The organism is Oerskovia paurometabola, assembly GCF_016907365.1.
GTDB classification, from domain to species: domain Bacteria; phylum Actinomycetota; class Actinomycetes; order Actinomycetales; family Cellulomonadaceae; genus Oerskovia; species Oerskovia paurometabola.
Genome location: NZ_JAFBBV010000001.1, coordinates 95322 through 120905, shown reverse-complemented (window position 1 = coordinate 120905; position 25584 = coordinate 95322). Strand labels below are relative to the sequence as shown.

Genomic DNA, 25584 nt, shown 5'->3' with positions numbered 1-25584 from the left:
CGCTTCCCGCCGCACAGGGGGATGCAGGGGGTTGTGTGGTGGCAAGGGATCTGAGCGTGTCGTTCGAGGCGTTGGCGAGCGGTGGCGCCCGGTTGGTGTCGCTGGCGGGGCAGGTACCGGAGCGGGTACAGGCGTGGTGCGAGGACGTGGGGAGCGCGGCCGTGGCTGCGGCCGTGGAGGAATGGGCGTTGTGGTTCTCGACCGACCTTCTGCTCGCACGCGGCGAGGTGGACGGGTTGGCCGCTCACGCGACGGGGGTCGCGGAGGCGATGCAGGAGGCCGACGGGGCGCTGGCTCGGGTCATGTCGTGATCCGGTGGGACGAGGAGGACCCGGGGGCGGGCGTGATGATGGGCCCGCTGGGGTTCGCGGCGACCTTGCGCCGGTGCCAGGACGCGCTGACGCAGGTCGCGGCGGGGGTCGAAGGGGTGCGCGGGACGCTCGGTCCGCAGACGTGGGACGGTGAGGCCGCCACGGCGTGGCAGGTGGAGGCGGGGTCGGTGCGGGCACGCCAGGCGGGGCTGGCCGAGGTGGTCGGTCCCGTGCACGCCGCGCTGGAGAGGTACGCGGACGCTGTCGTGGCCCTGCAGTCGCAGGTGGTGTTCCATCGGCAGGTACGTGAGGACGCCGAGCGCATGCGTTACGCGATGGGCGGGTTCGATGCGGGGGCGAGCCCGGCGGTCGTGGCGCGCAAGGCGATGCTCGCCGACCAGGCCGCGCAGGAGGAGCACGCGGCGAACGCTGCGTTGCGCGACCTCGCGACCCAGCGTCAGGCGCTGGACGAGACGCTGGTGGCCGCGCTGGCGGTCCCCGCGTCCTCGGGGTGGGCCCAGCGCAAGGAGGTGTTGTCCCGAGCGGGGATCACCGGGGTCGAGGCGCTGAGCACGGCCAAGCTCGTCGATGCGTACACCCGGTTCGCCGACCAGGCCCTGGACGGCGACCTGAAGAGCGGGGACGTGACCTACCTGCGGGGCTTCTTCGACGCCTGGGGCCAGGACCCCGTCGTCATGGACGCCTACTTCCAGGCTCTCGGCGGGGAACGGACGCGTGACCTCGTCAGCGCCCTCGGGACGGCCATGGGGGGCGTGGGCGACGAGACCGTCGACCCAGGTCTGCTCGCCTCGACCGCCCTTGCGCTCCGCGCGGGTCTCTCGACCGGTTCGCAAGGTTGGAGCGGGAAGCAGGCGGCATCGTTCGTCGACGGCTTGCTGCACCGCGCGAGCCCTGTCGTGGGCGGATCGTTCTCGACGCTCGGATGGATCTTCGGCGACGCATCGGGAGCGCCGATGGGGCCCTCGCTGGCCGTCGCGGCCGCGGACCGGCTGGACGCGTGGGAGCGCCCGACCGAGCGGGTGGGGTTCGCGCCGGTGATCGACCAGAGCGCGGTCTCCGGCGGTCGGTACCTGAGCTGGAACGACCACCCCGACGTCGCGGGTCGAGCACCGTCGGACGATGCGACGGGTCGCGTGTTCGAGACGCTGGGTCTGTACCCGACAGAGGCCATGGCGTGGCTGACGCCCCAGAACGGCGACACTGAGATCGACTGGGGGCGGGTCGACTACTGGTTCGGCGTCCGTGACTGGGCCACAGGGACGACCGGGGACGGCTTCGCAGGGCCGGCTGCACTGTGGGCCGGGGCACTGCAGGTCGAGGGCGGACGGACAGCCGAGGTTCCCGATCCTGGGATGGAGAAGCGGTCGGCTGCTCTGACCGGGCAGGTCATGGACGCCCTGGGGAACAACACGTCCCTCACCCCGGTCGGGGTGGACGACCTCGGCGCACGGAACCTCTACCGTGTCCTCGAAGTTCACGTACGGGACTTCGCGATGTACCCGATCACGCACGAGTCCGAGGCGCAGAAGGGAACGGTCGTCGTCGGTGAGAGGGTTCTCCTCTCGGACGGCTCGTATCACTCCGTCCCCAACGTCTCCGATGCCGCGCTCGGCAAGGTCATGGGGATCGTCGGCGAGAACGGGTCCACGCAGAGCGCGCTAGGGAGGCTTCTCCTCGGCGAGATCGACCAGTACGGCACCGACGCGGCCAACGGGCGCGGGCCGACCCTCGTCGACGTCGCGACGCACGTCACGAGTCTGGAGGGTTTCGCCGAGGGGTCCGGCAACGGCGCTGCGTATCTCCGGGCGGCCTACCACGACGAGCAGAACCAGGCGTTCGTCGACGTGGCCTCGTCGGCCGTCGGTCTGGTGCCGGTGTCGGCTCCCGGTCTCCAGCTCGGCGTGGACTTCGTGGCCGGGGAGGCGGTGACAGCGGTCGGCAAGCAGGTGACGGGTTCCTCCTGGCTCAACTCCCGGGCTGCGGCCGGTGTGACCGGCGACTCGAGCATCGAGTCGATGCTGGTCGACCGGCGTGCCGCTGTCGGGCAGCTGCTGGCCGAGCTCGTCGCGACGGGACACCACGACCAGGAGTGGGACGCCGCCGTAGGACGCCATGTCGCGGCCGGGCTGCCCTCCGCCGAGGCCGAACGGCTTGCGATGACCGATCTGGTCGACGCCGCGGTGAACGCAGGCCGGGCCGGAGCGAGCAGCGGCACGCCGGACTACAGGGACTGACGAGGAGACGAGATGACAGTGACCGTGCGGGATGGCGCGCTGGGCGTCGTGGGCGTGCTGCTCGGGGTGGTGGTGCTGGTGGGGTGCTCTCCCGTGCCCGCCGGGCGTGAGGGGCCGTCGGACCTGGCGACGCCGGGGATGCGGTGGGAGGGGGGTGAGCCGTCTGGACCGTTGGAGTCCGATCCATGGGTACAGGCGGTGCGGGCCTCGGAGCTGAACCGGGCGTTGGCGGTCAATGAGCACGACTTCAGTGACCCGGATCTGTGGAGCACGACGACGCCGGCTCTCATCGAAGGCACCGAGACACTCGTGACGGGCCGAGCGAAGGAGGAGCCCGACGATCACCTGGTCGTCCTGGCTCCGTTGGCATTTGATCCGATACGGGTCGACGCCGATCCCTCGGGCGCGCGCGCGACGGTAGTGGTGTGCGAGTTCGCGGGGACCTGGGTGTCCGCGCAGGACATGTCGGTGGACGGAGCGGCGGAGTGGAAGCTCTACGCGTACGAGGTCGTGAAGGGTGAGGACGGTCGTCTGCGGAGTGGGCTGGGGGAGATTCCGCAGGACCTCGTGGACGAGGGGGAACGGACTCGTTCGTTCGCATGCGTGCCGTCGCAACGGAGCATCGGGTGGTTCGATCCTGTGCCCGTGGTCGAGCCTTTCCAGCCCGAGGACGTCGTCAAGGGCAGCCCGTCGGGTGCTTCGAGTCAGTCACCGGCCGGGTGAGGTGGGTGGTTCGAGGCTCTGTTCAACCCCGAGGCGCAGATCACGCCAGGGGCTCGAGCAGCGCCTCGTACGGTGCCGTCTCGACCACCCCCCGGACGGCGCGGGCGAGCTCCACGTCGGCCGTCACGAGGGCATCGCCCTGGAGCTGTGTGAGGGCCACGTACTCGGCGTCGTAGGTCGAGGCCCAGCCGAGCCGATCAGCCACCGTCCACGCGGTGCGGCGCAGCACGCCGTCGCCGAGGAGCCGGATCTTCAGACGGCCGACGCGGGCCAGCCGCTCCCGTCCGACCTCGACGGACAGGTCACCGCGATGCACGGCCTCGTGCAGAGCGGACAACGTCTGCGACCGCAGGAGGGTCGGCGCGAGCAGCTCGTGCGTGTCCGAGACCTGGGCGTCGTCGGCGACGAGCCGCAGGACCGTGCCGGGGTCGATGACGAACCGGGTCATGGAGCACCTCGCTGGTCAGGGGCTGGTCAGGGGAGGAGGGGACGTGCCTCCGCCATCGTCCCGCTCTACGGTGACCGGCGCACCCGGGTGCGTGACGTCGTCGGGCAGCGTGGGGCGAGCGTCAGGCCGTGACGCGCACGCGGAGCGGTGCGAGGGCTCGTGCCGCGAGCGGGGCCGCGCACCGCGGAGGACGGCCTCGGAGTCGTCCCCGTGGAGGACGGGGTCAGCACTCTCCCGGCGTCGTCGAAACAGCGTCCGCAGACCCGCGGCGGTACCGGTCAGGTGGGCGATCTCGCTGACGGTCGTGGCCAGGTCGTCGTCGGGGAGCATCGAGGACTCCTCCAGGACTCCGCCCGCGAACGCCGGGCGAAGAGGGGACGTCGCCAGGCTCGTCGGCTCGCTCAATGGGAATGCGAGGGAACGAACGGAGGATGGGGCGATGCGACTTCCGGGGCCAGATCCCTTCGATCCGGTGAGTGTGGAGGTGGCTCCGGACGGGAAGAGGTGCGTGCCTGGTCATGGTCCCGTGCCGGCGTGACGCGCGCACCCGGGCACGTGACGCCGTCGGGCTGTCCCAGGCCCCGGCTAACCTGCACGTATGGTGCTGACCCCCGACCTCCTGGCACGGCTGGACGCCGCAGTGGCCCTCTACGGCGCGGGCGAGCCCTCGACGCGCGACGAGATCGAGGAGGCCGTGAGCGGCCTCGACGTGGTCCTTGACCCTGGGTACGTGGAGGTGGTCGGGCGGCACGGCGGGTGCTTCGTGGGCGTCCCCGTCCACGGCCTGTGCAACGCGTCCCCGCTCGAGGACACCGACGTCGCGGCCCTCACGCGCGCCTTCCGCGCGGACGGCTGGGCCGTCGCGGACGAAGGGCTCGTGATCGGGTTCGACGGCTCGGGCAATCCCCTCGTGATCACGAACGACGGCCCCGTCGTGACCTTCGACCACGACACGGGCGAGCGGCACACCCTCGCCGAGACCTTCGCAGACCTGCTCGACCAGAACCTGCCCGACCTCCCGCCCGAGGCCTGCCGATGATCGTCACGCAGCGCAACGTCCTGGGCGGCCCCGAGCGGGACCTCACCGCCGCGACCGTCCTGCGCCGCGCGCTCCAGGCCGAGTGCGCCCCGCTCGACGTCCCTGGCCTGGACGAGCTCGACCTGATGCTCGCGCTCGGCGGCTCGGTCACGCCCTCGGCCGGCCCGGCCGGTGTCCGCAACGTCCGGTTCTCCCGGTCGCGGCGACGGATCACCGCCACGGTCGTCGTGCCCGCGCACGAGCTCGACGCGACGACCCCAGAGCTCGACGCCCTGCTGCCCCACCTCGCCGAGCTCGCGGCGACGGTGGCCGCGCGCTGCGCCCCCGACGCCCCGGACGCGGTCCGTGCGGCGCTCGCGGGCGCTTTCGAGCGGGCGGTCGCGACGGCGACCCGCGCCTGAGCGGAGCGGGGAGTCGAGGCGCGGGCGCAGTCCCGGACGCCGGTATCGGCCGTGGGACGATGTCGCGCATGACCGAGCTGACCCTGCACGACGACGCGAAGCGGCGCATGGTGCGCACCAACCTGATGCTCATCGGGATCCTGGCGCCGCTCCTCGGGCTGAACGCGGTCACGCTCGCGATCACCACGCGGAGCATCGCGCTCCCGCTCGTCTTCCTGGGCCTCGTGCTCGCCATGATCCCGCTGACGTACGCCCTCGCCCGCCAGGTGGCTGACAAGTCGCGCGTCACGTTCGGTGACGGGACCCTCACGGTCCAGGGGTGGGGGCGGTCGAAGACGTTCACGGTCGAGGACATGGAACGCGTCGTCACGATCGACAGCATGGGGTTCGCCGGCGCCGCGCCCACCCATCACCTCGTCGTCGTCGGACCGCGCAAGCGTCTCCTCCTGCTCGTGGGACAGATGTGGGACCGCGAGCAGCTCTCCGCCCTCGCGCTCGACCTCGCCGGTCGCGGCGTCCCGCTCACGCCGATTCGTCAGCCCGTCACGCCGACCCAGCTCCGTGCCCTCGACCCGCGCCTCGTGCCGTGGCGCCAGGCCCACCCCGTCGCCGTCAGCCTGCTCGTCGGCCTCGGTGTGCTCCTCGTCCTCGTCACGCTGTTCGTCGTCGTGGTCGCGATCCTGGTCTGAGCTGCGCGCTCGGCGCAGGGGCGGCGGGCGGCGCGTCCCCGGGGGATGCTGGGCGGATGGACATCGAGGCCGTCGGCGAGGTGTGGCACTGGCGGGGGCCCGCACCCTTCCACTTCGTGACCGTGCCCGACGCCGAGAGCGCCCGCATCCACGAGGTCGCGGCCCTCGTGACCTACGGCTGGGGCATGATCCCGGTCTCGGCGCGCATCGGGGGCACGACCTGGACGACGTCGCTGTTCGCCAAGGACGGCCTGTACGTCGTGCCGCTCAAGGACGCGATCCGTGCGGCAGAGGGCGTCGAGCTGGGCGACACCGTCACCGTGCAGCTGACGCTCGACGTCACGCGCTGAGGGGATCCCGGGGGGCCGTGGCCCCGGCGGCGCTCGCGGCCGGGGACCCGGTCCCGGCCTGTGCCCGCGCGACGTGCGAGCGCGCGTGCTCGATCGCGGGCGACAGGTCGGCGAACAGGTGATTCTCGTGGCGCAGCTCGTCGAGCACGCCGACGCGTGTCAGGACAGGTAGGTGGGCGGGCTGGATGCCCTTGACCAGGACCGTGACGCCCGAGCGCTCGAGGTCCGCGACCAGCTCGCCCAGCGCGTGGGCGCCCGTCGCGTCGACGAGGCGCAGGTGCGAGAGCCGCAGGACGACGACGAGGGCGTCCTGGTCGTCGCGGATCTGCGCGTGGATGCGGTCGGACGCACCGAAGAACATGGCGCCGTCGAGCCGGTAGAGCGCGATGTGCTCGTCACCCGGCAGGGCCGGTCCGGGCAGCGGCTCGCGGTGCACGGCCGCGGCCTTCGCGACCGAGCGCAGCGCGAAGAACGCCGCGACGAGGAGCCCGATCTGCACGGCCTCGATGAGGTCGACCGCGATCGTCACGACCGCGGTCACGACGAGCACGACGGCGTCGGCCCGGGTCGAGGTCAGCACGGCACGGAGGGTCGCGACCGAGACCATGCGTACCGCGGTGACCATGAGGACACCGGCCAGGGCCGCGAGCGGGATCGCCGAGACGGGTCCGGTCGCCAGGTAGATGACGCCCAGGATCACGACCGAGTGCACGACGGCCGCGAGCCGCGTTCGGGCACCCGCGCGCACGTTGACCGCGGTCCGCGCGATCGCACCCGTCGCCGGCATGCCGCCGAACACGCCGCTCGCGATCGACGCCAGGCCCTGGCCCACGAGCTCGCGGTCGGGGTCGTAGCGGTGGGAGCCGTCGTCGGGCACGGTCGTGGCGCCCGACGGCCCGCGTGACGGCCTGACGGACCCGGAACGTGCGGGCCCGCCCGGCGCGGGCGACGGCATCGCCGCTGCGACGCGGGCCGAGAGGAGGGACTCGATCGCGGCGAGCGCCGCGACCGCGACCGCAGGGCCGATCAGCGACCGGAGCATGCCCGCGTCGAGGTGCGGCACGGTCGGGAGCGGCAGGGAGTCGGGCAGGATGCCGATGCGTGCGACGGGGGCGCCCGTGAGCTGGACGACGACGGTCGCGAGCACGACCGCGACGAGCGACGCGGGCAGCGCGGGTGCGACGCGCGGCAGGACCAGCATCACGACGGCGACGAGCGCCACGGTGCCGAGCGTCCACAGGGCCGCGGGGCCGTTCGCGAACGCGGCGACGACCGAGTCGACGGCGACGACCAGCGGGTTGCCGCCCACCGTGCCCGTAACGCCCAGGGCCGCGGGGACCTGCTGGAGGAAGATGATCGCGGCGATCCCGGCCGTGAACCCCTCGACCACGGGCCACGGGATGAACGTCACGACGCGCCCGAGCCGCGTCACCCCGGCCAGCAGCACGACGACGCCCGCGAGGATCGCGACGAGCGGTACCGCCGCGGGGCCGTGCTGGGCGACGATCGGGGCGAGGACGACGGCCATCGCGCCGGTCGGCCCGCTGACCTGGACGCGCGAGCCGCCGAACACCGCGGCCACGATGCCCGCGACCACGGCCGTCACGAGCCCAGGACCGGGTCCGACCCCGGCACTCACACCGAACGCGAGGGCGAGCGGCAGGGCGACCACGCCGACCGTGATCCCCGCGAGGAGGTCGGCGCGCAGCGTCCGGGGCCGCAGGTCGACGTCGGCCCGCGAAGGGAGCAGGTCGCGCGGGGACCGGGCGGAGCGCGGTGAGCGGGCCGAGCGGGTCGGCGGGTTCGAGCCGACGGGCAGGGGCGGGCCTGACGGCCGGGGCGCCCGGGTCACTGCCCGGTCCGTTCGCTCTCCCCCTGGAGGGGAGGCAGCTCGTCCGCGGCGGCGAGCTGTCGCCCGGACGAGTCGAGAGTCTCGCGCAGGAACGCGCGCGCGACGACGAGCAGCTCGGCGACGAGCGGCCGGCTCAGCCGGTAGACGACCGTGTTGCCCGTGCGCGACGACGTCACGACACCGGCGCGCTTGAGCACCGCGAGGTGCTGGGACAGGACCGAGGCCTCGACGCCCGTCGCGGCGAGCAGGTCGCTCACGGGGGCCTCGTGGCCGGTCGCGGCGCTGAGCACCTCGAGCGCCTGGATGCGGGTGGGGTGCGCGAGGGAGCGGAACAGCTCGGCCTTGATCGCGTAGAGCGGCGCCGTGGTGGCGGTGGTGGGCACAGGACCTCCTGGAGACTTGGCGAGTTTAGCAACTCCTCAATCCATCGTTCTTCTCCGCTCGCCTCCTTCTCCCGTGGCATCATCGCGGCGTGCCCCTCCTCACCGAGCCCACCGTCCGCCCCGGCCACCTCAGCGCACAGCCGATGCCCGTCCTCGCGGGCGACGGGCTGACGCTGCGCCCCTGGGTCCGGGCCGACGCCCCGACCCTCCTCGCCGCGTACCAGGACCCGGCGATCCAGCTCTGGCACGCCCGCGCGATGGCCGACCTCGCGGAGGCGGAGGGGTGGGTCGACTCGCGGCACGAGCACTGGGTGCAGGAGGCGGCCGGGGACTGGGCGGTCGAGTCCGACGGCGTCGTGGTCGGCCGCACCGCCCTGCACCACCTGGACCTGCACGAGGGCGGGGGAGAGGTCGGCTACTGGGTCCTGCCTGCCGCGCGGGGCCGCCGGGTCGCGCCCCGGGCCGTCGGGCTGCTGGTCGCCTGGGCGTTCGAGGACCTCGGCCTGCACAGGCTGCGACTCGTGCACTCGACGCGCAACGAGGCGTCCTGCAAGGTCGCGCTCGCCGCGGGATTCGTGCCCGAGAGCACGCTCCGGGAGAGCGGCAAGCACGTCGACGGCTGGCACGACATGCACCTGCACGCCCGCCTCGCGGGCTGATCCCGGCCTCATCTGGCCCTCATCAGCGGTGGCTACGCTCGCCGAGCCATCACCTATCCGGACGTCACGGTGCTTTCTCCGCAGAGCGCCGCCTGTCCGCACGCTCTCGACGAGGAGACCAGATGCCTGCTGCCGGACCCCAGACCTTGCCCTCGCCTGCCTCGCCTGCCTTGCCTGCCTCGACGGCCCTGACCGGCGACCGGCCCGCGCGGCCTGGTCTCCTCGGGCGGTCAGACGCCGTGGCCGTCGCCCTCGCCGCCCACCTGACGCGGTGGTCGGTCCCCGCGCTCCGGGTCACGCTCGGCCTGGTGTTCCTGGGATTCGGGGTGCTCAAGTACTTCCCCGGGGCGAGCCCGGCGGAGCATATCGTCACGCAGACGGTCGGGGCGCTGACCTTCGGCGTCGTCGAGGGGACGGCGGCGGTCGTCCTGACGGCGGTCGTGGAGACCGTCATCGGGTTGACGCTCCTGACGGGGCGATGGTTGAAGGTGGGCCTGGTCGTGCTCGCGGTCGCGCTGGTCGGCATGCTGTCACCCGTGGTGCTCTTCCCCGGCGAGCTCTTCGGCGACGGCATGACGCTGCTGGGCCAGTACGTCCTCAAGGACGTCGTGTTCGTCGCCGCGGCGGCCGTGGTCGCGGCCGTCACGCTGGGGGCACGGCTGACGTGCGACGCGCGCTGACGCGCTGAGACCTGCCGCAGCCCGACGGCGCCACGATCGTGACGCCGTCGGGCGGGGGGAGGAGCAGCGCGCCTCAGGAGTCCCAGATGGCGCCGAACGCGGGGATGCCCCGCGACTCGAGGCCCTCGACGACCTGGAACGTCGTCGGACGGTTCGAGATGCAGATGACGGCCTCGGCGCCGGTCGTGCGCACCGCGTCGAGCGCGAGGGCCACGAGGTCGGGCTTGCCCAGCGCGCGCGTGTCCCACACGAGAGCGTCCGGCAGCGACTCCGTGATCTCGCCGACGAGCCCGGGGCCGAACGTGGCCTCGGGCGTACGGGTGACCCAGACCAGGTGGGCGGGCGCACCTGCGAGCAGGCTGGGCAGGCACGGGCCGATCCCGCTGCCCGTCGTGATCCACACGACCTTGCGGAAGAGCTTGCCGACGTTCCCCGCCCCGGCCGTGGGCACGCCGCGGACCCACACGTGGTCCGGCGGGGAGTCGATGAACGACCCCGTCCAGTCGCCCGCCCGGGAGATCGCCAGACGCAGCTCGGGTCGGCTCGGCGTGACGAGGTTGGCGAACGGGTGCCACTGGCCGAGCGGGTGCCGGGCGATCGTCGTCGAGGAACCCACGAACGTCTTCGGGTCGTGGTGCAGACGCACGATCGCGACGTGGGACGAGGGCGTGTGCACGTCCACCGCGACCTTGCGCAGGTGCAGCCACGGAAGCCCCACGCACACGACCACGACCGCCAGGACCCACGTCGCGGGGGCGGAGAGGATCGCACCCGACGGGTCGTCCGGCGACAGGTCGCGCGCGAACAGGACCGTCAGGGCCGCGAAGCCCGCGAGGGTCGACCAACCACCGAGCCGGTGGCTCATCTCGAACAGGTCGTGGCGCCTGCGGCGCAGCGGCGCGGTGGCCAGGGCGGCGATCGTCAGCAGCAGCAGCGCGAGGACGACGACGACCCCGAGCGTCGGCCCCGACAGCTCGCCCCGCCCGTCCGGGCTCAGCGCGGTCGCGGCGAACACCGTGAACCACGCGGTCGCGGAGATCGCCGCGCCGACGTGGATCCCGCCCAGGTGGTAGACCTTCGCGAGCCCTGCGCGGACGCGCAGGGGCCACGTCACGGGCGCGCTCGTCGCGAGGCGGAACAGCAGGTTGACGACGTGCTGCTGCCGGATCACGGCCGCGGCCCCGAGGTTCAGCGCGGCCGCCGTGAGGGTCAGGTCGAGACGCGCGGGCGACGACGTGCCGGGGAGCACCGTGACCGCCACCGCCACGTTGATCGCCAGGACCAGGACGACGAGCCGCACGTACGGCATGAGCGCGGGGCGCGTCCACAGGCGCCGCCACCCCGTGAGCAGGGGCGGCAGGTCGGCCTCGTCGGAGGCGCGCGCCAGGGTGGGCGTCGCCGGAAGGTGGTCTGTGGACAGGGGGGAAGTCATACGGTGGCCTCCTCGTCGAGTGCGCTGACCATACTGTGACGGGGACCGCCGGGGCGCGGGATCCACAGGGTGATCTGGCGGCGCACCGCCCCGTGGGGACACAGCCGGCTCCCAGACTTCGCACCTACCCTGGTCGGACGCTCGCCGGAACCGGCGCCCGCGTGCCCCGGCGATCCCGAGACACACCGGAGTCCTCATGAAGAAGCTGCCCGCCGTCCTCACCGCGCTCGTCCTGACCGCCGCCCTCGCGGGGTGCTCGACAGCCGACGGGTCGCCCGCATCGGGGGACGACAGCGCGTCCGCCGCGAGCGGCCCGGCGGGCACCCCGGCCGAGGTCAACGACGTCGACACGCACTTCGTCGCGATGATGACCCCGCACCACGAGCAGGCCGTCGAGATGAGCGAGATCATCCTGGCGGTCGACGGCGTGAGCGAACCGACGCGCGACCTCGCGCAGCGGATCCTCGACGGGCAGGCCGAGGAGATCGAGACCATGCTCGGCTGGGCCGACGCCTGGGCCATGGACGACCTCATGCAGATGCACTCCGTGCACGTCGCGAACGGCATGCTCACGAGCGACCAGATGGGGTCTCTCGCTCGCCTCGCGGACGCGAGCGCGGGTGACGCCACGGCGGTGGCCGCGGCCGAGAAGACGTTCCTCGAGCTCATGCACTCGCACCACGAGGGGGCGATCGCGATGACGCAGGGCGAGATCGAGGGCGGCGGGCACGCCGAGCTCCGGGACCTCGCGCAGGTCATGGTCGACGTGCAGACGGCCGAGATGGCCGAGATCGACACGCTCCTCGGGCGGTAGGTCGCGCTGCGTCGCGGGCGCGGGCGGTGGACCGATGAGTTCCGGCCCTCCGCACGGTCCACCCCCTCGACCACCCGCCGTGCGCACTCCTGGAGGTTCCCGTGACCGACACCCCGACCGTCCCTGCGACCGCCCGGACGCTGCGGGTCCCGGGCGCCACGCTCCACCACGAGGTCAGGGGCCGGGGGCCGCTCGTCGTGCTCGTCGGCGCGCCCATGGACGCCGACGCGTTCGCGCCGCTCGCCGACCTGCTCGCGACCGACTACACCGTCCTGACGACCGACCCGCGCGGGATCCACCGCAGCACGGTCGACGACCCGGACCAGGACACGCCGCCGCAGGTCCGTGCCGACGACCTCGCGCGGCTCCTGACCCACCTCGACGCGGGCCCCGCGACCGTCGTCGGGTCGAGCGGTGGCGCCGTGACCGCGCTCGCTCTCGTCCAGTCGCGCCCCGACCTGGTCAGGACGGTCGTCGCGCACGAGCCGCCGCTCGACGCCCTGATGCCGGACCGTGAGCGGCTGCACGCCGCGACGCGCGAGCTCGTGGAGGATCATCGCGCGGGTGACGTCGTCGGGGCCTGGCGGAAGTTCTTCGCGATCGGCGACATCGACGTCCCGGACGGGATGGTCGAGCAGGTGTTCGGCGGCGAGCGCGACCCGCAGCAGGTTGCGGACGAACGCTTCTGGTTCGCGCACGACCTCCTGGGGACCACGCTCTTCGAGCCCGACGTCGAGGCCCTGCGTGCCTCTCCCGTCCGCGTGGTCGTCGGGGTCGGCGAGGACTCGACCGGTCAGCTCTGCGACCAGACGTCGACGGCGCTCGCAGCCCTGCTCGGCACCACGACGACGCTCTTCCCGGGCGACCACACGGGCTTCGTCGACGACCCGTCGGCCTTCGCCCAGCGTTTGCGCAGGGTGCTCCGCACCGCTTGAGCCGCCCCGGATCGACCGCCCACCCGACCCACAGACACGAGGAGCACCATGTCATTTCAGGCCTACCTGGACGCCGTCGAGGACAAGACCGGGCTCACCCCCCGCCAGCTCGTGACGATCGCGCAGGAGAAGGGCTACGACGACCCGTCCGTCAAGGCCGGCGTGATCGTGGAGTGGCTCAAGGAGGACTACGGCCTGGGGCGCGGCCACGCGATGGCGATCGTCCACGTGATCAAGAAGGGGCCGACGATCGACAGCAAGCACGTCGGCTCGACCGGCACGCACCGCGACGAGTCGGACACCCTGTGGCTGGACGGCAGGGCGACCAAGCCCGCCTGAGCCCGGCTCGGCCGGTCTGCCCGACGACGGCTCGCACCTTCCGCGTGCGGGTGCGGTCCGTCGTCGAGGTGGACATGTGTCCGACTCGCGAGGTTCGTTACCTCATTGTGACAATCCCGTGGTTGCCATGTACGGTCGATTCTGCTCCGCAGAGAACCTTCTCGCTGGAGTGCTCCGGTGGACGCCGAACCCTGTCACCTCCGGAGCCACGAACTACACCCATGGCAGGGGTGGGGGACCCAATCTTGTGGGCACCGGAGACGGTGTCCTTGGGGTGAAGCCGGTCGGACCTCGGTCCGCCCGGCCGGGCAGAAGATTCTCCGGCCCGAACCCGACAGCTGACCTCTCAGGCGTCCAGGAGAAACACACGTGACCTCACGCCCACGTGCGCGCCACCGTGCCGCGCACCGCCCCATCACCCCCTTGACCTCGCTCGGCCGGTCTGCCGCGTCCGGCGCCAACGCCGTCGTGCGTCGTAGCGCGGTCGTCGCCGCCTCGTCCGGCCTGCTGATCTCGGTCTTCACGGCCCCCGCGAACGCCGCCCCTGCCTCGGACGAGTCGAAGTCCATCGGCTCGGTCGACCTCGCCGCCGTGACCTCCCAGGCCCGCGAGGCCCTCCAGACCAGCCCCGCGATCACCGTCGCCGCCGACGCGGTGCTGCCGATCGAGCAGGCCTCGGTCGCGGTCACCCCCGCTCCCGAGCCCGAGCCCGAGCCGGCGCCCGCGCCGGTCGCTGCTCCCGCCCCCGAGCGTTCCGCGGCCGCTTCGCGCAGCGTCGAGCGCGCGCAGCCCGCAGCGGCCAAGGCCGTCGCCGCCCCGGCGGCCTCGGCCTCCGGCTCGGCCGCCGTCGACATCGCCCTGAAGTACGTGGGCGTGCCCTACGTCTACGGCGGTTCCTCGCCGAGCGGGTTCGACTGCTCCGGTCTGACGCAGTACGTGTACGCGCAGCTCGGCGTCTCGCTGCCGCACCAGTCGGGTGCCCAGCGCGACGCGGGCACGCCCGTCTCGGCCGCCGAGGCCCGTCCGGGCGACCTCATCTGGACCCCCGGCCACGTCGCGATCTACGCCGGCAACGGGATGCAGATCGAGGCCACGACCCCGGGCAGCACCGTCAAGCACAGCAAGATCTGGCAGAACAACCCGACGTTCATCCGCGTCGGCTGACCCGCTGCCCACGAGGCCCCGTCCACAGTCCTGTGGACGGGGCCTCGTGCGTTCCCGGCGCGTCCTGACCGCCCGACGGCAGCCGGTTCCTCGCTGACGGGGAGCGGGCGGGCGTCGGTATGCTCCACGCCATGCGGATCCCCAAGGTCGTGGTCGGGTGGACGGTCGCGGCCGTCGTCCTCGTCGGGCCGTTCGTCGTCTGGGTCGCGACCTGGACGACGACCGAGCTGACGTGCTTCACCGAGGACGACCTGGTCTCGCACACGAACCGCTCCACGACGTACTACGAGGTGCGGACGTCCTGCGGGGTGCTCCGGGTCACCGAGAACCGCCAGAGCCGGTTGGACGACGCGATCGACGCCGGGCAGACGTACCGGATGACGATCGAGGACCGGACCATCGTGCGGTGGCTGATCGATGTCGAGGAGACGTGAGGGTGCCCTCGCGTGCGCCTCGCGGCCCGGCCCGCTCGAGAGCGCGGGCGGAGGGTCAGCCCACGAAGAGGCAGAACGGGTGCCCGGCCGGGTCGGCGTAGACGCGCAGGGGCTCGACCGGGTCGTCCGACCGGTCGCGCAGCAGGCGGGCCCCCAGGGCGACGGCGCGCTCGTGCTGGACGTCGAGCGTGTCGCGGTCGGGGACCGTGCAGTCGAGATGGACCTGTTGCGGGACGGCCGGGTCGGGCCAGGACGAGGGCGGCAGGTGCTCGACCTGCTGGAACGCCAGGGGGACGCCCCCGGGCGAGCGCAGCACGAGCCAGTCCTGCCCGTTCGGGTCGGCGGCGCCCTCGGCCGGGGGCTCGTCGCCCAGGCGGTACTCCAGCCCGAGCAGGGCGCGGTAGAACTCGGCGAGGCCGCGGGCGTCGGTCGTGTCGAGCACGACCTGTCGGACGGTCGGGAACGTGGTCATCGGGCACCTCCGTGGGAGGACGGTCTGGCGGGACGACGTCGTGGTGGCGCCGGACCAGGGTCTGCTTCCTGACCTTCTCGACCGGTCGGCGGGCGACCGGACGACCCGTGTCCGTCCCTGCCGTCAGGTCGGCCACCTCTCCGGAGTGTGGCACGGGCCCGGCGACGGCACTCGCCGAGGGAGGTGCCCACCGTCCGGCCGGTGCCTGACGGAACGGGCCGAGCCCGTCACACGACGACGGTCGCCACGAGGACCACCGCGAGCAGCACGAGGTAGGCCCGGGCGTGCACGCGGTCGGGCATCCGGCCGACGAACCGGCGCGTGAGCACGATCCCCAGGACGGATCCGACCGCCAGGCCGACGAATGCCGAGAGGTCGACGTAGCCGAGGTGGCCGGCCCCGACGACCGACGCCGACGCGCCCCCGGCCACCACGTAGGTGATCGAGGCGGCGACGGCGACGGGCAGGCCGAGCGGGTTGGCGAGACCGGCGGAGTCCGTCATGGACCAGCCGTGGCGGCGGAAGAGCGGGACCGTCATGACGCTGCCACCCACGCCCAGCAGTGCCGCGACCGCGCCCACCGAGGGCCCGACGACCAGGGTCGTCGTCCGGCCCAGCGGGCGCGCGGGTCGTGCCGTGGCGAGGAACCCCGGGCGCAGCACCGCGTGGAGGAGCGTGACGGCGAGGTAGACGACGAACGCCCATCGCAGCACCTCGCCCGGCACGAAGCCGGCGACCGAGGCGCCGAGCGCCGCGCCGATGGCGATGAACGCCGTGAGGGGCCAGAGCGCGTCGGTCCTCAGCGTCCCTGCACGGTGCTGGGCGAACGTCGCGACGCCCGCGTTGACGACCATGACCGCGGACGAGGTGGCGACCGCGACGTGCATCCCCAGGTCTTCGGTGAGCGGTGCGGATCCCGGTCCCGAGAGGAGCCAGAGCAGCAACGGGACGATCATGAAGCCGCCGCCGAAGCCGAAGAGGACGGTGGTGACGCCGGTGAGGCATCCGGACAGGAGCAGGACGAGAAACATCAGGGTCCACGCTAGGAAGCGAACCCGTGGCGTGCATCCGCGGAAGTGCCAGGTTCCTTCGCGATCACGCCAGGGCTCGCTAGGGTCGTGGTGTGCGCAACACCCCGATCGACCAGGTCGACGACGTCCCGCGAGACGTCGTCCCGATCGGCACCGACTACGCGATGGGCGAGGTGCTCCCCCCGCACCGTCACCGCCGGGCACAGCTGTTGTACGGGGCGACCGGGGTCATGCACGTCGAGACGGACGACGGCAGCTGGGCCGTCCCGACGCACCGCGCCGTGTGGATCCCGCCGGAGACCGTCCACCAGGTCACCATGTACGGCGTCAGCACGTGCAGCCTCTACGTCGAGCCCGTCGCCGCGCCGTGGGGACCGGCCACGTGCGAGGTCGTGACGGTCTCGCCCCTCGCCCGGCAGCTCCTCCTCGAGGCGGTCGACCTGCCCGCGGAGTACGACGAGCACGGCCGGGACGGCGCCCTGGTGCGGCTGCTCCTGTTCGAGGTGTCGCGCATGACGCCCCTGCCGCTGCACGTCCCGCTGCCGAACGACCGTGCGCTGCTCGCGATGTGCCGCGCCTTCCTCGACGCCCCGGACGCCCATGCCTCGCCCGCGACCTGGGCGGCCGCGCTGCACGTGAGCCTGCGGACGTTCAACCGCCGTTTCGGGGCGCAGACCGGCCTGACCTTCGACCGGTGGCGACAGCGTGCGTGCGTGCTGGCCGCCCTGCCCCGGCTCGCGGCGGGGGAGTCCGTGACGCGCGTCGCCGGCGCGCTGGGGTGCGAGAGCCCGGCTGCCTTCTCGACCATGTTCCGCCGGGTGCTCGACGCGAGCCCGCAGGACTACCTCGGCACGGGTGCGCGCCCTGGTCCTCGCGGCCCCGTGGCATCCTGACCGGGTGCGCGTCGAGCCGGTCAGCCCCGAGGTCCTGGTCGCGCGGGTCGCCGCGCTCGTCGCGGGCCACCCCCGTGCCGGTGGTGCGGTGCGCGTGCTCGTCGACGGCCACCCCTCGACGCACCCGGAGACGCTCGCCGACCAGCTCGTCGAACCCCTGCGCGTCGCGGGCCGCCCGACGGCGCGCATCGGTGTGCGGGACTTCCTGCGCCCCGCGTCGCTGCGGCTCGAGCACGGCCACGAGGACCCGGACTCGTTGCTCGACGAGTGGATCGACGTCGGGGCGCTGAACCGGGAGGTGCTGACCGCCGTCGGGCCGGACGGGGACGGGCGCTACCTGCCGAGCCTTCGCGACCCCGTGACGTCGCGCTCGACGCGCGCCGACTACGTCGAGGCGCCCCCGGGGCTGGTCGTGCTGCTCGACGGGTCGCTGTCGCTCGGGCGCGGGCTCGACGTCGACCTGACCGTCCACCTGGCGCTCCAGGACGCGACCCTCGCGCGGCGCACGCCACCTGCGGACGCCTGGACGCTGCCCGCGTACGCGCGGTACCGGGCAGAGGTCGCCCCGGAGCGGGACGCCGACGTGGTCGTGCGCGTCGACGACGCACGGCGCCCCGCGTGGGTCGACGTCCGGTAGGGTCTGCGCAGCGTCGCGTGCCGGTGGCAGACCGTGCCAGGCATGGAGGCGCCGGACACGAAGGAGCACGACGATGACGACGTCGACCCCTTCGCCCTCGCGTGACTGAGGGCGAGAAGACCAGGCTCGTCGCCTGGAGCCGCGAGCTGCGCGCCGTGCACGCCCGGCTGCGCGAGGCGCTGCGCGCGACCCGGGCCGCGCTCGACGACGGAGAGCCCGCCGAACCCGCGACCCGCGACCTGCTGCTGTTCTGCCACGGCTTCTGCACCGCCCTGACGGGCCACCACGAGGGCGAGGACCGCGAGCTGTTCCCCGCGATCGCGGCCGCCCACCCCGAGCTGGTCGGGACCCTGCGCAACCTGAGGCAGGACCACTCGATGATCGCGCACCTGCTGAGCGGGCTGCTGGCCGCGGTCGACCGGGCGGCGACGCCGGACGAGCTCGACCGTCACCTCGAGGGGGTCGCCGCGATCATGGAGTCCCACTTCCGCTACGAGGAGCGCGCGCTGCTCACGGTGCTCGACTCGCTCGCGCTCGACGCCGACGTCCGCGACGTCCTGGGACCGCTCTAGCGCGCCCGGGCGGCGCGTGCCCGACGGCGGCGCGCCCGGCCGCGTGCCTCAGCGCACCTCGGAGCCCGGGTTGAGCGCGTCCCACCGCTCGCGCGAGGCCGCGATGCCGTCGCGGTGGTCGGCCGACCAGTCGGCCAGGACCTTGACCAGCCGCGTGAGGCTGTGGCCCGACGCGGTGAGCTCGTACTCGACCTGCGGGGGCACGGTCGCGAACACCGTACGCGTGACCAGGCCGTCCCGTTCGAGCCGGCGCACGGTGAGCGTGAGCATGCGCTGCGAGATCCCCGGGACCGCGCGCTGGAGCTCGCGGAACCGCCGGACCCCCTGGGCGAGCTCGACCACGACGAGCACCGACCACTTGTCGCCGATCCGGTCGAGGACGTCACGGATGCCGCAGTCCTCGTGCGGTTCGCCGCACGAGACGACGGGGGACGTGGTCACTGCGGTGTGCCCTGCTGACATCGAAGTGCCTCCTTACGGTCGGTCCTGGTCCGCGGCGACGATGGTCCCGCTCGTGAAGACAACCACACCATCGGAAGGACCTGCCCATGCTGCTCGTCACCGGAACCTCCGGCGCCCTCGGTGGGGCGGTCGCCGCCCGCCTCGCCGACCGGGACGACGTGCTGAGGGGGTCTCGAGAGCCCCGGGGGCCCGGCGCGCGGCTGGTCGACTTCGACCGGCCCGAGACCCTGCCCGCCGCGCTCGACGGGGTCGACGTGCTCCTCGTGGTCTCGGCGGGGTACGCCGAGGACGACGTCGTGCGGGCACGGCACGGGGCGGTGGTCGACGCCGCGGCGACCGCCGGTGTGCGGCACGTGGTCTACACGAGCCTCGCGGGCACGGCCGAACGGTTGACGATCGCGCTGGCCCACCGGTGGACCGAGGCCCGGCTCGCGGGCGCGCCGTTCGACGTGACGATCCTGCGTAACGGCCTGTACGCCGAGGTCCCGGTGGCGCTCGCGGTCGGGTTCACGGCGCAGCCCGACGGCGTGTTCGCGGCTCCGTGGGGAGACGGCGCGGTGTCCGTGGTCCATCGCGACGACCTCGCGGACGTGGCCGCACAGGTGGCCGCCGAGGTGCACGACGACGTCCGCGCGGGTCGGAGGTCAGGGCATGCGGGACGCGTCTACGAGCTCGCCGGGGACGCGCGCCTCACGGGGTCGGACGTCGCCGCGCTCGTCGGTGGCAGGTACGAGGCGGCTCCGCTCGGCGGAACCTGGGACGCGCTGGCCGCAGGGGTCCCGCCCTACCAGGTGGCGCACGCGGCGTCGATCTTCGCGACCCTCGGTGCGGGCTTCCTCGCGCGCGGGGACGACGACGCGGACCACCTGGCGGAGCTGCTCGGACGCCCTCCGCGCCCGGTCACGGACGTGGTGCGGGGAGTGCTGGGTTCCCGCCCGGCACCATGACGCGCGTGGCGCGTGCGACGGCGTCCCGGCGCCACCTCAGCCGCGTGAGACGGTGACCCGCCCGTTGGACGAGGACGCGTCGATCGTGAACTCGCCGTCGGGGTCGTCCGGGACGCTGACGTCCGTGCCGCCCAGGTCGGTCTCGGCGTGCACCCGGTAGCTGCCGTCGGGGACCTGGACCTGGACCTTGCCGTTGTCGGTCGCCGCGCGGACGTCCTGCGGGGTCGTGATCGAGATCTCGACCGACCCGTTCGACGTCTCGGCGTCGATGCCGTCGGTGCCTCCGAGCCGGGTCCCGGTGATCTTGCCGTTGGAGGTCCGCGCGACGATCCGCGCGTCGACGTCGGTGAGGGTGATGGACCCGTTCGACGTCTCGACGTCGACCGCGCCGGTCGCGTCCAGGTCGATGCTGCCGTGCGACGTCTCGCCCGTGACGGGCAGCCCGGCGGGCAGGTCGATCGAGTAGCTCGCCGAGCAGTACCGACCGCACCCGGACAGGACGAGGACGCCGTCCTCGACGCGGTGCGTCTCCTGCTCGGGGTAGGAGCCCGCGTAGTCGACCGTGCGCTCGATGCCGACCTCGGTCGCCGAGCCGTCCCCGCGCAGCGTGACGGAGCCGGCCTCGAGGTCGAGGCGCACCGCGGTGATCTCGTCCGTGACGGTGTAGGTGTCGGTCGCGATCGACCGCGGCCCGAACCCGCACGCCCCGAGCGTGACCGCCGCGACGGCCACCAGGCCCGCCGTCACCAGTCGCCGGTTCGTGGTCCGCATGTCGATCCCCTGTTCGTCGTGTCCGAGGCGTTCGTGGAGTGGTGGGGGCCCCGCCCCCCGGCGGGGCCCACCACCATCGAGGCTAGGGTGCGCGGACCTCTCGGCGACATGGGGTGTTCCCCCCATCTCGCCCTCGGGGTGAACCCCGAGAGCGCTCCGCACCGCAGGCCCGGACACGGGGGTGAACACTCTCCGCTCGCCGAGCGCGCACGAACCCTGGCGCGGTACTCTCGCCCGGGTAGGGAGGTTTCCGACCTACTCATGTCCAGGGGAACGACCGTCGACGGAGACCGGTAGACATGCTTCTTGCAGGAGATCAACGACTGCTCCGGGAGATCAACGCCCGCGCAGTCCTCGAGGTGCTCGACGCCCACGACACGCTCGGACGACCCGAGATCGTCGCGGCCACGGGCCTGTCCAAGACCACCGTGGCGCTCGCGCTGCGCACCTTCGTCGAGCACGGGCTCGTCGAGGAGGCCGGTCTCGACCACGACAGACGCGGCCCCGCAGCCACGCTGTACCGCGTCGACCCCGAGCACGGGTACGCGCTCGCGGTCGACATCGGTCACGTGCGCGTCCGTGTCGCGCTGGTCGACCTCGTCGGCCGCGTCCGAGCCCGCGCCGAGCAGCCGCTGTCCGCGAAGGAGCCCGAGGCGCGCGCGAGCACGGTCGAGAAGCTCGCCGCGCACTGCGTCGCCGCGGTGCGCCACGACACGGGCGCCGAGTCCGTCGCGGTCCGGTGCGCCGTCGTCGGGCTCCCGGCGATCGTGGACGCCGACCACGCCATGGTGCGCCGCGTGCCCGGCCTCGAGAAGGGCGGGCCCACGTTGCACGCGGCCCTCGAGGAAGGCCTCGGCTGTCCCGTCGTGCTCGAGAACGACGTCAACCTCGCCGCGATCGCCGAGCAGCGCACGGGCGCGGGCAAGGGGCTCGACTCGTTCGTGCTGCTGCGCCTGGGGATCGGGCTGGGCGCGGGCATCGTCATCGACGGCAGGCTGCACCGCGGCGCGTCCGGCGGGGCCGGCGAGGTCGCGTTCCTCCCGCAGCCCGGCCGCGCCCTCGGCGCCGAGAGCATCGGCGCCGCGTCGCTCGCGACCTCGGCCAAGGAGGCCGGCCTGCCCGCAGGTCTCGCACCGCACGAGGTCCTCGACCTCGCGGACGACGGCGACGAGCGTGCCGTCGCGGTCGTCGACGAGCTCGCCGGACGCCTCGCCGTGCTCGTCGCGTCGGTCGCGCTCCTGCTCGAACCGCAGAAGATCTTCCTCGCGGGCGTCGCGCGCGAGGACGCGGTCCTGGGCCGCGTCCAGACCTACCTCGCCGAACGGGTCGGCATCCTGCCGATCGTGGTCGAACCCAGCGCCGTCGCGGCCGACGCCGTGCTGCTCGGCGCCGCGGCCCTCGCGCGGGACGCGCTGCGCGACCAGGCGTTCACGGCCGCGGTACGGCGCGCCGCCGAGTCGGAGGACCTGCCCGACGACGACGCGCCCCTCGACGCAGACCTCACCACCGGCCTCTCCTCCCGAGGAGCCGACGATGCGCGCACCCTCTGACCTCGTGACCCGGCTCGGCCTCCCGCCGGACGCCCGGGCGCTGATCCTCAACGCCGACGACTTCGGCATGTGCCGCGCCGCCAACCGCGCGATCACCGAGCTGCTCGTCGCGGGCCACCTCGACTCCGCGACGCTCATGGTGCCGTGCCCGTGGGCCCCCGAGGCGCTCGCGTTCGCGGCCGACCGCACCGACCTCGACCTGGGCGTGCACCTCGTGCTCACGAGCGAGTGGACCCGGTACCGGTGGCGCCCTCTCACCGGGATCGGGACGACCCTCGTCGACGACGCCGGGTACTTCCCGGCCGACTGCCGCAGCGTCGAGCTCCGGGCGAGCGACGCGGACGTCGTGGCCGAGCTCGCCGCCCAGCTCGACGCGGCGCTCGCCGCCGGCATGGACGTCACGCACCTCGACAACCACATGGGCTCGGTCTACGGGCTGGAGACGGGCCGCAGCCTCCTGCCGCAGGTCTTCGGGCTCGCGGCCCGTCACGGCCTGCCGTTCCGGCTGCCGCGCACGGTCGGCCTGGGGCTGCCCGACACGTACCGGTCGGTGCTCGACCAGGCCGCGGCGGCGGCCGACTCGGCCGGCGTCGTGATCCTCGACCACCTCGCCACCCACCCCTTCGAGCTCCTCGGGGAGGGGACGCCCGACGAGGAGGACTTCGCCTCGATGAAGGCGGGCTTCCTCGACCTGCTCCGCGCGACCGAGCCGGGGGTCACCGAGGTCTTCCTGCACCCCATGCTCGACGACGACGAGCTCGGCGACGTCGCCGACCACTCGGTCGCCAAGCGCGGCTTCGAGCGCCGGCTGCTCGCCGACCCCGACGTCGCCGCGACCCTCGCCGAGGAAGGGATCGTGCGCGTCGGCTGGCGCGACCTGCGCGACGTCCAGCGCGGGCTCGAACCCCGGGCGCGAGACGCCTCGGGCGCCCTGTCCGCGCGGGCGAGCGACGCCGTCGGGGGTGCTCGATGAGCGCGCTCACGGCCCTGCGCGACCGCCGTCTGACCGGTCTCCCCACGCGCGGTCAGACCCTCGCCTACGGCGCCTCGGCGTTCCCCGCGAACCTCATGGCGCAGACGTTCTCGGCGTTCGTGGTGTTCTTCTACGTCGACCACCTGCGGCTCCCCGCGGGCTGGGTCGCGGGCGCGATGGTCGCGCACGGCATCCTCAACGCAGTCCTCAACCCGCTCGTCGGCGCGGCCTCCGACCGGCACCGCACCCGCTGGGGGCGCCGCGTCCCGTGGATCGGGCTGGGGATCGTGCCGCTCGTCGCGGCGTTCTCGCTCGTGTGGATGCCTCCCGAGGTCAGCCCCACGGGGCTGCTCGTCTGGTTCCTCGTGGTGGTCGCGGTCTACGACGTCGCGTACGTCGCGGTCGTCCTCAACACCTCGGCGCTCTTCCCGGAGATCTTCCGCACGACGGCGGAGCGCGCCCGGGGCAACACGCCGCGCCAGATCTTCGGCCTGGTCGGGATGATCCTGGGCACCGCCGCGGCACCGCTGCTCTACGGCTCGCCGCTCGGGTGGGTCGGCATGGGACTCGTGCTCGGTGCGCTGTGCCTCGCGTTCTACCTGTGGTCGCTCGCGGGCATGGTCGAGAGGCCCGTCGACGAGGTCGAGGTCAAGGCCCGCGAGGCCGCGCTGCCGCTGCGCGAACAGCTCCGGTACACGTTCGCGAACAAGGCGTTCGTGACGTACGTCCTGGGGTCCCTGCTGCTCCAGTCCACGACCGCGCTCCTGCTCGCGTCGGTGCCGTTCTACGTGCGCTACGTGCTGGGCGGTGCCGAGGCCGACGCGACGCTCGTGCTCGCGCCGATCTTCGTCGTCGCGATCCCCGCGATCGTCGGCTGGTCCTGGGTGGTCCGCAAGGTCGGGCCGCGCCGGGCGTTGCTGTGGTCGGTCGCGGCGTACGGCGTGGCCGTGGGGCTGTTCATGCTGCCCGGGTCGCTGCCGGGGGCCATGGCCGTGGCCGGGCTCGTGGGCATCGGGGTCGCGGGCATGATGCAGCTCCTCGAGGTCGCGCTCGGCCAGGTCATCGACGACGACGAGCGGCGGACCGGGCTGCGCCGCGAGGGCATGTACTTCGGGGTCAACGGGTTCGTGGTGCGCGGCTCGGTGATCGTGCAGGCGGTCGTCATCGCGGCGGTCCTCGGCGCGACGGGCTACGACGCCGGTCTCTCGGTGGCGGACCAGCCCGAGGCCGTGTCGACCGGGATCCGCGTGCTCATGGGCGGCGTGCCGCTCGTGGTGGCCGCGCTGGCCTGGCTCTGCTTCTGGGTGTACCCGTTGCGCGGGCTGGACGTGCCCGGCGCCGCCGGTGACGACGAGCCGCGGAGTGTCGAGGCGCTGAGCCGCTGATCCCGACGCCTCGATGACGTGTCGGAGATGACGTGTCAGAGTGGGCGTGACCCATGGGTCACGCCCACTCTGACACGTCGGTCAGGACAAGGGCTCGACGAGGGAGAGGACGACCCCGATGACGTGGTGGATCTGCCGGACGTGCGCCGTCGAGCACGCGGACCGTCCCGAGGTGTGCGCGATCTGCGCCGACGAGCGCCAGTGGGTGCCCGCGGACGGTCAGGCGTGGACGACGCTCGACGAGCTCGCGGCCGAGGGGCACGAGGTCTCGGTGACCGAGCTCGAACCGGACCTCTTCGCGCTCGCGGGGCACCCCGGGGTCGGCATCGGGCAGGAGTCCAAGATCGTGCGGACCCCGGCCGGGATGCTGCTGTGGGACCCGGTCGGGTACCTGGACGACGACGCCGTGCGCCAGGTCCGGGCGCTCGGCGAGGTCGTGGCCGTCGTCGCGAGCCACCCGCACATGTTCGGGGTCCAGGTCGAGTGGAGCCGCGCGCTGGGGGACGTGCCCGTCCTCGTCGCCGAGGCCGACGCGGGGTGGGTCGCCCGCCCCGACCCGGTGATCGAGACGTGGTCCGAGGACCGCGAGATCCTGCCGGGCGTGACGCTCTCCCAGCCGGGCGGGCACTTCCCCGGCAGTGCCGTCGTCCACTGGGCGGCCGGTGCGCAGGGGCGTGGCGTCCTGCTCAGCGGTGACACGATCTTCGCGAACCCCGACCGCACGTCGGTGAGCTTCATGCGCAGCTACCCCAACCGGATCCCGCTGTCGGGGGCCGTGGTGGACCGGGTCGCGACCCATGTCGAGCGCTTCGCGTTCGACCGGCTCTACAACAACTTCGAGGGCGTGATCCCCGTGGGTGCGCGGGGCGTCGTGCGCCGGTCCGCGGACCGGCACGCGGCGTGGGTGCGCGGGGACTTCGACCACCTCACGTAGGGCTGCGGCTCGTCGCCGAGCGCTTCGCCGACGGACGGCCCGAGCTGCA

Annotated in this window: 30 protein-coding genes and 1 riboswitch; of the genes, 22 read left to right on the top strand and 8 right to left on the bottom strand. The window is 73.3% G+C overall.

Annotation, left to right across the window (positions count from 1 at the left end; translation table 11 throughout):
- Positions 1-56 precede the first annotated feature (56 nt).
- From JOD48_RS00565 to JOD48_RS00555, 3 genes are read left to right on the top strand one after another with little or no spacing between them, the layout of a single operon-like run.
- Positions 57-311: a hypothetical protein gene (locus JOD48_RS00565; protein ID WP_191791194.1), complete on the top strand. Its 255-nt coding sequence runs from the start codon at positions 57-59 to the stop codon at positions 309-311.
- Positions 308-2566 (top strand): hypothetical protein, encoded by a 2259-nt coding sequence (locus JOD48_RS00560; RefSeq protein WP_204806700.1) that lies wholly within the window; start codon positions 308-310, stop codon positions 2564-2566. Before JOD48_RS00565 ends, JOD48_RS00560 begins: the two co-directional genes overlap by 4 nt.
- 12 nt (positions 2567-2578) lie before the next feature.
- Positions 2579-3289 carry a hypothetical protein gene (locus JOD48_RS00555; protein ID WP_204806698.1) on the top strand — a complete coding sequence of 237 codons (711 nt, stop codon included), beginning with the start codon at positions 2579-2581 and terminating at the stop codon, positions 3287-3289.
- Positions 3290-3329: 40 nt separating this feature from the next.
- On the opposite strand, the gene JOD48_RS00550 is transcribed toward JOD48_RS00555, so the two are convergent.
- The gene (locus JOD48_RS00550; RefSeq protein ID WP_191791191.1) at positions 3330-3737 is read right to left on the bottom strand and encodes a type II toxin-antitoxin system VapC family toxin; all 408 of its coding nucleotides are present in this window, start codon (positions 3735-3737) and stop codon (positions 3330-3332) included.
- Between the two features lie 598 nt (positions 3738-4335).
- Here JOD48_RS00550 and JOD48_RS00545 point away from each other — a divergent pair.
- The 4 genes from JOD48_RS00545 (at position 4336) to JOD48_RS00530 (ending at position 6216) form a co-directional block, all read left to right on the top strand.
- Positions 4336-4776 carry an SMI1/KNR4 family protein gene (locus JOD48_RS00545; protein WP_204806696.1) on the top strand — a complete coding sequence of 147 codons (441 nt, stop codon included), beginning with the start codon at positions 4336-4338 and terminating at the stop codon, positions 4774-4776.
- Positions 4773-5177, top strand: coding sequence for a hypothetical protein (locus JOD48_RS00540; RefSeq protein ID WP_204806694.1), 405 nt, complete (start codon positions 4773-4775; stop codon positions 5175-5177). Before JOD48_RS00545 ends, JOD48_RS00540 begins: the two co-directional genes overlap by 4 nt.
- A 68-nt stretch (positions 5178-5245) precedes the next feature.
- Positions 5246-5866 (top strand): hypothetical protein, encoded by a 621-nt coding sequence (locus tag JOD48_RS00535; RefSeq protein ID WP_204806691.1) that lies wholly within the window; start codon positions 5246-5248, stop codon positions 5864-5866.
- A 56-nt stretch (positions 5867-5922) separates the two neighbouring features.
- Positions 5923-6216: a DUF1905 domain-containing protein gene (locus tag JOD48_RS00530; protein ID WP_204806689.1), complete on the top strand. Its 294-nt coding sequence runs from the start codon at positions 5923-5925 to the stop codon at positions 6214-6216.
- Here JOD48_RS00530 and JOD48_RS00525 read toward each other — a convergent pair.
- The gene (locus tag JOD48_RS00525; RefSeq protein ID WP_204810196.1) at positions 6206-7966 is read right to left on the bottom strand and encodes a SulP family inorganic anion transporter; all 1761 of its coding nucleotides are present in this window, start codon (positions 7964-7966) and stop codon (positions 6206-6208) included. The two genes, JOD48_RS00530 and JOD48_RS00525, sit on opposite strands and share 11 nt — an antisense overlap.
- 98 nt (positions 7967-8064) lie before the next feature.
- Positions 8065-8451: an ArsR/SmtB family transcription factor gene (locus JOD48_RS00520; RefSeq protein WP_204806687.1), complete on the bottom strand. Its 387-nt coding sequence runs from the start codon at positions 8449-8451 to the stop codon at positions 8065-8067.
- An 89-nt stretch (positions 8452-8540) separates the two neighbouring features.
- Here JOD48_RS00520 and JOD48_RS00515 point away from each other — a divergent pair, with 89 nt between their 5' ends.
- Both JOD48_RS00515 and JOD48_RS00510 read left to right on the top strand, forming a co-directional pair.
- Positions 8541-9110, top strand: a complete 570-nt coding sequence (locus tag JOD48_RS00515) for a GNAT family N-acetyltransferase (protein ID WP_307823894.1) — start codon at positions 8541-8543, stop codon at positions 9108-9110.
- A 239-nt stretch (positions 9111-9349) separates the two neighbouring features.
- Positions 9350-9790, top strand: coding sequence for a DoxX family membrane protein (locus tag JOD48_RS00510; RefSeq protein ID WP_307823893.1), 441 nt, complete (start codon positions 9350-9352; stop codon positions 9788-9790).
- A gap of 73 nt (positions 9791-9863) precedes the next feature.
- Here JOD48_RS00510 and JOD48_RS00505 read toward each other — a convergent pair whose 3' ends face one another.
- Positions 9864-11222, bottom strand: a complete 1359-nt coding sequence (locus JOD48_RS00505) for an FNR domain-containing protein (protein ID WP_204806682.1) — start codon at positions 11220-11222, stop codon at positions 9864-9866.
- Between the two features lie 196 nt (positions 11223-11418).
- Here JOD48_RS00505 and JOD48_RS00500 point away from each other — a divergent pair, with 196 nt between their 5' ends.
- From JOD48_RS00500 to JOD48_RS00480, 5 genes are all read left to right on the top strand, one after another.
- Positions 11419-12036: a DUF305 domain-containing protein gene (locus JOD48_RS00500; protein ID WP_204806680.1), complete on the top strand. Its 618-nt coding sequence runs from the start codon at positions 11419-11421 to the stop codon at positions 12034-12036.
- Positions 12037-12137: 101 nt separating this feature from the next.
- Positions 12138-12971 (top strand): alpha/beta fold hydrolase, encoded by an 834-nt coding sequence (locus JOD48_RS00495; RefSeq protein WP_204806678.1) that lies wholly within the window; start codon positions 12138-12140, stop codon positions 12969-12971.
- Positions 12972-13019: 48 nt separating this feature from the next.
- Positions 13020-13310 (top strand): DUF4287 domain-containing protein, encoded by a 291-nt coding sequence (locus JOD48_RS00490; RefSeq protein WP_191791182.1) that lies wholly within the window; start codon positions 13020-13022, stop codon positions 13308-13310.
- Between the two features lie 201 nt (positions 13311-13511).
- Positions 13512-13678, top strand: a riboswitch (cyclic di-AMP (ydaO/yuaA leader).
- A gap of 1 nt (position 13679) precedes the next feature.
- Positions 13680-14474, top strand: a complete 795-nt coding sequence (locus JOD48_RS00485) for a C40 family peptidase (RefSeq protein WP_204806676.1) — start codon at positions 13680-13682, stop codon at positions 14472-14474.
- Between the two features lie 131 nt (positions 14475-14605).
- Positions 14606-14908, top strand: coding sequence for a hypothetical protein (locus JOD48_RS00480; RefSeq protein WP_191791180.1), 303 nt, complete (start codon positions 14606-14608; stop codon positions 14906-14908).
- A gap of 55 nt (positions 14909-14963) precedes the next feature.
- Here the strand turns inward: JOD48_RS00480 and JOD48_RS00475 are convergent, their stop codons facing one another.
- Both JOD48_RS00475 and JOD48_RS00470 read right to left on the bottom strand, forming a co-directional pair.
- On the bottom strand, positions 14964-15380 hold the full coding sequence (locus JOD48_RS00475) for a VOC family protein (protein WP_204806673.1): 417 nt from the start codon (positions 15378-15380) through the stop codon (positions 14964-14966).
- A 227-nt stretch (positions 15381-15607) separates the two neighbouring features.
- A complete protein-coding gene (locus tag JOD48_RS00470) occupies positions 15608-16411 on the bottom strand; it encodes a sulfite exporter TauE/SafE family protein (RefSeq protein ID WP_191791178.1) in 804 nt (267 codons plus the stop codon).
- Positions 16412-16503: 92 nt separating this feature from the next.
- Here JOD48_RS00470 and JOD48_RS00465 point away from each other — a divergent pair, with 92 nt between their 5' ends.
- The 3 genes from JOD48_RS00465 (at position 16504) to JOD48_RS00455 (ending at position 18513) form a co-directional block, all read left to right on the top strand.
- Positions 16504-17304 (top strand): AraC family transcriptional regulator, encoded by an 801-nt coding sequence (locus tag JOD48_RS00465; protein ID WP_204806671.1) that lies wholly within the window; start codon positions 16504-16506, stop codon positions 17302-17304.
- Between the two features lie 4 nt (positions 17305-17308).
- Complete coding sequence (locus JOD48_RS00460) at positions 17309-17941, top strand: nucleoside/nucleotide kinase family protein (protein ID WP_204806669.1); 633 nt, start codon at positions 17309-17311, stop codon at positions 17939-17941.
- 101 nt (positions 17942-18042) lie between these two features.
- A complete protein-coding gene (locus tag JOD48_RS00455) occupies positions 18043-18513 on the top strand; it encodes a hemerythrin domain-containing protein (protein WP_191791175.1) in 471 nt (156 codons plus the stop codon).
- Positions 18514-18561: 48 nt separating this feature from the next.
- On the opposite strand, the gene JOD48_RS00450 is transcribed toward JOD48_RS00455, so the two are convergent.
- Positions 18562-18975 carry a winged helix-turn-helix transcriptional regulator gene (locus JOD48_RS00450; RefSeq protein WP_191791174.1) on the bottom strand — a complete coding sequence of 138 codons (414 nt, stop codon included), beginning with the start codon at positions 18973-18975 and terminating at the stop codon, positions 18562-18564.
- Between the two features lie 86 nt (positions 18976-19061).
- Here JOD48_RS00450 and JOD48_RS00445 point away from each other — a divergent pair, with 86 nt between their 5' ends.
- On the top strand, positions 19062-19922 hold the full coding sequence (locus JOD48_RS00445; protein ID WP_204806666.1) for an NAD(P)H-binding protein: 861 nt from the start codon (positions 19062-19064) through the stop codon (positions 19920-19922).
- A 36-nt stretch (positions 19923-19958) separates the two neighbouring features.
- Here the strand turns inward: JOD48_RS00445 and JOD48_RS00440 are convergent, their stop codons facing one another.
- Positions 19959-20693, bottom strand: coding sequence for a DUF4097 family beta strand repeat-containing protein (locus tag JOD48_RS00440; protein WP_204806664.1), 735 nt, complete (start codon positions 20691-20693; stop codon positions 19959-19961).
- A gap of 299 nt (positions 20694-20992) precedes the next feature.
- Here JOD48_RS00440 and JOD48_RS00435 point away from each other — a divergent pair, with 299 nt between their 5' ends.
- From JOD48_RS00435 to JOD48_RS00420, 4 genes are all read left to right on the top strand, one after another.
- Positions 20993-22243, top strand: a complete 1251-nt coding sequence (locus JOD48_RS00435; protein ID WP_204806662.1) for an ROK family transcriptional regulator — start codon at positions 20993-20995, stop codon at positions 22241-22243.
- A complete protein-coding gene (locus JOD48_RS00430) occupies positions 22227-23216 on the top strand; it encodes a polysaccharide deacetylase family protein (protein ID WP_191791170.1) in 990 nt (329 codons plus the stop codon). Before JOD48_RS00435 ends, JOD48_RS00430 begins: the two co-directional genes overlap by 17 nt.
- On the top strand, positions 23213-24601 hold the full coding sequence (locus tag JOD48_RS00425) for an MFS transporter (RefSeq protein ID WP_204806660.1): 1389 nt from the start codon (positions 23213-23215) through the stop codon (positions 24599-24601). Before JOD48_RS00430 ends, JOD48_RS00425 begins: the two co-directional genes overlap by 4 nt.
- Before the next feature lie 118 nt (positions 24602-24719).
- Entirely contained in the window at positions 24720-25535 is an 816-nt protein-coding gene (locus JOD48_RS00420) for an MBL fold metallo-hydrolase (protein ID WP_204806658.1), read from the top strand.
- The last annotated feature ends 49 nt before the right edge of the window (positions 25536-25584 follow it).